The organism is Streptococcus caecimuris (genome assembly GCF_943193075.1).
Lineage (GTDB): Bacteria > Bacillota > Bacilli > Lactobacillales > Streptococcaceae > Streptococcus > Streptococcus caecimuris.
The window spans coordinates 22,493-28,492 of record NZ_CALPCT010000023.1; the positions used below are offsets into that span (position 1 = coordinate 22,493).

5 protein-coding genes are annotated in these 6,000 nt (G+C 45.8%); all 5 read right to left on the minus strand.

Features of this window, described 5'->3' with window-relative positions:
• Positions 1 to 102 precede the first annotated feature (102 nt).
• Complete coding sequence (locus NFR56_RS08775) at positions 103 to 825, minus strand: DUF554 domain-containing protein (RefSeq protein WP_251458606.1); 723 nt, start codon at positions 823 to 825, stop codon at positions 103 to 105.
• Positions 826 to 848: 23 nt separating this feature from the next.
• Positions 849 to 2,513: a MutS-related protein gene (locus NFR56_RS08780; protein ID WP_195424625.1), complete on the minus strand. Its 1,665-nt coding sequence runs from the start codon at positions 2,511 to 2,513 to the stop codon at positions 849 to 851.
• Positions 2,514 to 2,516: 3 nt separating this feature from the next.
• Positions 2,517 to 3,860 (minus strand): CapA family protein, encoded by a 1,344-nt coding sequence (locus NFR56_RS08785; RefSeq protein ID WP_420910734.1) that lies wholly within the window; start codon positions 3,858 to 3,860, stop codon positions 2,517 to 2,519.
• Positions 3,861 to 4,291: 431 nt separating this feature from the next.
• Positions 4,292 to 5,227: a peptide-methionine (R)-S-oxide reductase MsrB gene (gene msrB / locus NFR56_RS08795; RefSeq protein WP_251458609.1), complete on the minus strand. Its 936-nt coding sequence runs from the start codon at positions 5,225 to 5,227 to the stop codon at positions 4,292 to 4,294.
• A 274-nt stretch (positions 5,228 to 5,501) separates the two neighbouring features.
• The gene (locus NFR56_RS08800) at positions 5,502 to 5,858 is read right to left on the minus strand and encodes a helicase BlpT (RefSeq protein WP_070595509.1); all 357 of its coding nucleotides are present in this window, start codon (positions 5,856 to 5,858) and stop codon (positions 5,502 to 5,504) included.
• Positions 5,859 to 6,000 lie beyond the last annotated feature (142 nt).

Genomic DNA, 6,000 nt, shown 5'->3' on the forward strand with positions numbered 1-6,000 from the left:
TCTTTTCTTACCCTACAATATCCGTACAAGTTTTGTAGGTTTCATTTCATAGAAATTTATACCTTGCTAAATTCAACAAATTCAAATAACACTTTTGTTTTATCAATAAATCCATAGAAAGGCCCAAATAATGGCAATCAGCACTGCCGGAAGGAGATTGGCGACCTTGATTCGTTTGCCCCAGATGAGGTTGATCCCAACACAGAGAATGAGGCTGGAGCCGACCAGTGAGAGATTCGACAGCGCTTGTGGGGTCATGATCGGTGCGATCAAATGGGCCAACAGCGTAATCGTACCCTGAAAGATCACGAGTGGGACCACCGCAAAGATGGCACCCTTTCCTTTCGAAACAGTCAAGACCAGAACAATGACCATATCCAGAATAGCCTTGGCCAACAAGGTCGAAGTGTCCCCTGTCAAGCCATCCTGGACAGCTCCGACTACCGCCATAGCCCCGATACAAATGGTCAAGGCCGTGGTCATAAAGGCATCAACAAAGCTGGTATCACCTTGGTTGCCCGTCTTTTTCTTCAGCCAGTTTCCCAGGCGCTCAAAGCCCTCCTCAATCTTCAAGAGTTCCCCGATAACGGTCCCGATCACTAGACTCAGTATCAACATCATACTGCCGTGACTTTCCACATGACTTCCATGCACCACCAGCATCTTTTCCAAGGTCCCTGCGATGCCTAAGACAAAAACAGCAACTCCTGTCACTTTCAGAAGGGTCTCATGAAAATCTTCTGACAAACGTTGTCCGATGAGCAGTCCTAAAAGCCCACCAAATACGACCCCTAAGGCATTATAGAAGGTCCCCAAACCGATCATTTACAAACTCCTTCGTGCATTTTTCATTCTTTTTCAATTTCTTTCAAAGACCAATGTCCCGTCTCTTCATACTGGTCAATTAAGTCCTTGGCTGTTTGCGTAATCTCCTCTGGATAGTGCAGGCTTTCTAGAGTATTGACCGCATTTTTGGTTACGGCTGATCCTGGCTTGATCTGGTAGTCAAAGACGATCTTGCCATCCACATAGCGGCTATCAAAATGGTAATTATCATTGACTTCACCGGAGGCTGCGACCAGCTCAATATCATGGCTGGAAATCATGTAGAGACAGTTTTGGGCAGCCAACCAGCGGACAATTCCAAGGCCTGATCCGATCCGCTCGATGGTATTGGTCCCCTTAAAGAGCTCGTCAATAAAGAAGTAGTGAAAACCAGGCTCTTTGAGGTGCTGAATCATACGCAAAATAGCTTTACTTTCAGTGATAAAGTAGCTATCTCCAACTTCAATATCATCGCTCACATCCATAGCCGTTAGTACATGACCGTAAGGCAGGGCCAAGCTTTCTCCATAGGCAAAGCCCAGCCCTTGAGCCAGAATAGCATTGATAGCGACGGTCTTCAAATAGGTTGATTTCCCAGACGCATTGTCCCCACTGATGACCATATTTTTTTGAAAATGCACATCATTTGCAATCGGATTGGACAGCAAGGGATGATAGAGCGTCTCACCTTCAATCCCACCCGTCTCTGTAAAGACTGGCTGACAGACAACTTCTAGATCCCGCTTATGGCGCAAGAGACTAATAGCGACTTCCATCTCCCCTAGCAGATCCAGAAGCTTCTGGGCCTCTTTTTGATGAGCCTTCACCTGATTGTAAATATAAACCTGAGCGATCTGCGGGAGTAAAAAGAGGACGTTGAGGTAGAGGAGAATAATTTCCATCTCAGATGTCCCCGTTGGACTCTGCAAGACACTGGCAAGGATCCGCGTTTTCTTAAAGGGTTTGACTGCCTGCTTGAGTTCTTCTTGTTGTGGTAAGTCTAGATGACTCAAGCGTTCTGCCGAAGCAAAGATGCGAACCAAATAGCTAACATTGTCCAGACGGATTTTATTGGACCAATTGCGCAAACTTGAAAATACGATATTAAAGACCACACTGATCACCAAGAGGGTAATCGCCCCAACTGGCTCAAAGGGGATGGCAAAGAGACAGAGGATTGGAAGACAGGCCAAGGCTATATAGAGGGGCAAACCTGCATAATGCTTGCCAGGTTTTGCGACAATGCTACGCGCCATGTTGTGGTTCTTCTTGCCCAGTTGGTTGAAAATGACCTGAACCTGGAGCCGCAAATCCGGATGCTCTTCAAAGAAGGCTTCTAAGTCATGAAGTTGATCCTGAGGCTGGAATTCCAGCAGGCGCATTTTTTGATAGAGAGCTTCTGCCCCAAGGCTCGATTGGGTGTAATTGAGCTGATCAAAGACCGCATCCAAAGCCAAATCATGCCAGGTCTGATCATCCACTTGGCTATCGTTCGTCCTTCCCTTAGCTGGATAAGCCAGACTGGCTATCAAACTTTCTTCCGTGTCTTTCTTACGAAAGAAAGGCGCTCCATCCCAAGCTTTTTTCAGCTTTTGCTTGAGGCGGATAGCCGTAAGAAATTTGGTTGCCCAAATCACCACCATCAATCCTAGGATCCAAAGTGGGAGCCAGTTTACATTTCCTTCCATACTCTATTCCTTTCCACTCTGAGGCCAATCCAAGTGAACATGTTCCTTCATTTCTCGGTAAGCCGTGTCCACTCTCTCCTTGGTCTCCTCATCCAGCTTGTCGCGGTATTTGCCACCCTGGATAAAATCTTCCAAAATATAGGTCTGGTACTTGTATAACTCATAGCCTTCAGGAGAATAGGTTCCCTTCGGAGTCCGACTGACCCAGGTTGGATGAGCAGTAGCCGTCTTAATCCGTGTCTTGCGACCAACCTTTTCGATGGTCACATCCATCAAGACCCCTCGCTCTGTCCATTGGGCAGTCTCTACGTCCCCCATGGTTTCCAGACGCTGATTGGACAGAAAATTCCCCATTGAGTAGATGATAAGCTTGTTTTGACCATCTTTATTGACCACTTCAGCAGGCTCTACAACATGGGGATGCCCGCCAAAGACGATATCAGCTCCCCAAGAAACCATCTTGTGGTAGAGTTCTTTTTGCTCTTCTGTCGGCTCCAATTGGTACTCAATTCCCATTTGGGGCATGACAATGGTGATATCGGCCTCTTGCTCCGCCTTTTGGATCTCCGCCTTCATCCGCTCTTCATCCAGATCAGACAAGACATCTGCTTGCTCCTCTGGAGTAAGGGTCGTTTCCATTCCATTAAACCCATAAGCGTAGGCTAGAATAGCAATCTTGATGCCATTCACTTCCTTGATCACCAAGGGGGCCTGGCCTCTCTTTTCATGCGTGTAGACACCGACAGGGGTGATGCCTACATCTTCAAAGGCTTTGGCTGTCGAATAGACCCCTTCTAAACCTGAATCCAGGATGTGGTTGTGTCCCAAATCCATGACATCATAACCAGCATCCTTGATGGCTGGTACGACTTCGCTCGGCGCATTAAAAAGAGGATATCCTGACAAATAATAATTGGGGTTAATGGTTCCCTCAAAATCACCCAAGGCTAGATCCGCCTTTTGTAGCCAGGGTTTGACATACTCATAATTTTCATGAAAATCATAAGTCCCATCTTCTTTTTGCGCGCTCATATAGACCAGATCATGATAGAGCTGATCTCCATTAGCCATGATCCGAGCTGTATGAGGAATCTGATCAGCCGGTGTCTTGGCCTTGTACACAACCTCTGGCCGTTCGGTTGCGGTGATCGGAAAGCCTTGGAACTTTTGCACCCACAAGATAGCATTGGCCACGATGAAAACAACAGACAAGAGCACATAGACAAACTGTTCATTGGTCAGCTGAATCCTTGAAAAGAGACGATCAAAAGCCCAGTCAAAGGCCGCCGATAGTTCTTTTCCCATCGTTTTGATGGTTCCTTTCACACTCTCCCACTTCTCTAACATTCCTACCTCTTCTTCGTACCTAGTTTCTCCAATGATCCGCCAACAGATTGAGCTGTCATTGAAATACTTTCTCTTCATTGTATCACAATTTTTAAGAAGAGAAAAAAGAGAGCAGGACAGAAGCGCCATTGTTTAGAAACGCTTCATCGTCCTGCTCCTGCACAGTTGATTAATTCATATAAATGATCGATCATCACTTTTTATCGTTTGATTTGGACAAGCTGATTGCAACCATGACAAGACTTAGGAAAAAGGCCGAAAGCAACCCTTTTGTCGTCCGATTCATAAAAGGTTGATGGAATACAAAATGATTATAGGCAGTAAATCCTAATCCAATCAGAGTTACCATAGCTGAAAGCGTAAAAATCATTCGCCACAAATTTCTTTTTTTCATCATAAACTCCGTTTTTCGATCAACTAGAAAGACCCTCTTATTTCAAAGCCTTTAACAAATATCCATAACCTTCTCGCTCCATTTCCTCTTTTGGAATAAAGCGCAGAGAGGCCGAATTGATACAATAGCGAAGCCCTCCTTGATCTTTTGGTCCATCGGTGAAGACATGTCCGAGATGGGCATTGCCTGAACGGGAACGAACTTCGATCCGCTCCATCCCGTGGCTATGATCCTGGTAATAGTGGACGACATCTTTGGCAATGGGACGGGAGAAACTTGGCCATCCACAGCCAGACGCAAACTTATCCTTGGCAAAAAAGAGTGGCTCCCCCGTCGTAATATCCACATAGATCCCCTCTTCAAAGGTCTGATCATAGGCATTGTGGAACGGACGTTCCGTCGCGCTTTCTTGGGTGACTTGGTACTGCTCTGCTGTCAGTTTCGCTTTTAGGGTTTCTTGATCTGGCTTCTGATAGGCTGACGGATCAATCAAGGGTTGGGCTGCATCTGTCACATCGATATGGCAATAGCCTCCAGGATTCTTCTTGAGGTAGTCTTGGTGGTAGTCCTCAGCCAAGATATAGTGGCGCAAGGGTTCCAACTCAACCGCGATTTTGTGGCCCAGTTGCTTCTCTTCTTCCGAAAACACTTGGGCAATCACTTCACGGTCTGCTTCGTCTGTATAATAGACACCGGTCCGATATTGGCGGCCTCGATCATTTCCCTGCTTGTTAACGGACAAGGGATCGATCACCCGGAAATAGTAGAGCAGAATCGCCCGTAGGGTGATTTTATCTGGATCGTAGATGACTTGTACAGTCTCTGCGTGATCCGTTTCCTTGATCAGTTGGTAGTTGGTCGTTTCTACCTGGCCATTGGCATAGCCCACCGTCGTCTGTTCTACACCAGGGATCCGTGAAAAATATTCCTCTAAGCCCCAAAAACAGCCACCTGCTAAATAAATCTCTGCCATCTTTTTTCCTCGCTTCCTGCATTCCCTACAAGGAACGCTTCTTACTATTAGCTCCATCATAATCCAAGAGCCTCAGATTTTCAAGGATTCTGCATCAAAAATCCCTTCTACTATATGTAAAAGGGATTCAATCCTTCTTATTTTTCAAATAAGAAAAAGAGCGAGTAATAAAAATTCCAAAACGATAGGGTTAACTGATGTAGAAAATCATGAAGGACTACCATGACCAACACCTCCTCTGAATATCTGTGGACAAGCACCAGGTTAGTATCAACTACAACACCACCGTCGGTCCGTAGACCTGTAACTGAGGTTTCACAACCTCGTAATGCCAGTGATCATAAGCTCGCCAAGCTTGAAAGGCCTCTTCGTTCAATGCTAGCCCGCCCAGACCAATCAATAGACTGGCGGTCTGATAAAACTTTTCCAACTTAATCAACAGACGATTGTCTACCCGCCTAGCCTTTCGTAAACCTTTCAACATCTGATCTAGATTTTCTCGAAATCGAAGGGTATCTGAACTAGGGGTGAATCCCTTAGAAAAGGCTGTTTGAAGAAGGGTGATCGTCGTTCTTGCCTCTTGAATCACATCCCTTTCTTCCATAGAAATCACCTTCCTTTTCACCTCCATTGTACACCTTTTTCTCTCTATAAAAATGGAAAATTCCTAAAACTAGGAACAGAATGAGGTTGGGTCAAAAGTCCTAGCCTCTCAATTATTTTTGGATTGTCGAGCAAGACGCAGTGGTTGAGTGGGCTCTACTACGCTGATT

Bases quoted from the DNA above. Each gene is read 5' to 3' on its own strand.
- msrB (WP_251458609.1), bottom strand. From the start codon at position 5,227: ATGGCAGAGATTTATTTAGCAGGTGGCTGTTTTTGGGGCTTAGAGGAA.
- NFR56_RS08785 (WP_420910734.1), bottom strand. From the start codon at position 3,860: ATGTTAGAGAAGTGGGAGAGTGTGAAAGGAACCATCAAAACGATGGGA.
- NFR56_RS08800 (WP_070595509.1), bottom strand. From the start codon at position 5,858: ATGGAGGTGAAAAGGAAGGTGATTTCTATGGAAGAAAGGGATGTGATT.
- NFR56_RS08775 (WP_251458606.1), bottom strand. From the start codon at position 825: ATGATCGGTTTGGGGACCTTCTATAATGCCTTAGGGGTCGTATTTGGT.
- NFR56_RS08780 (WP_195424625.1), bottom strand. From the start codon at position 2,513: ATGGAAGGAAATGTAAACTGGCTCCCACTTTGGATCCTAGGATTGATG.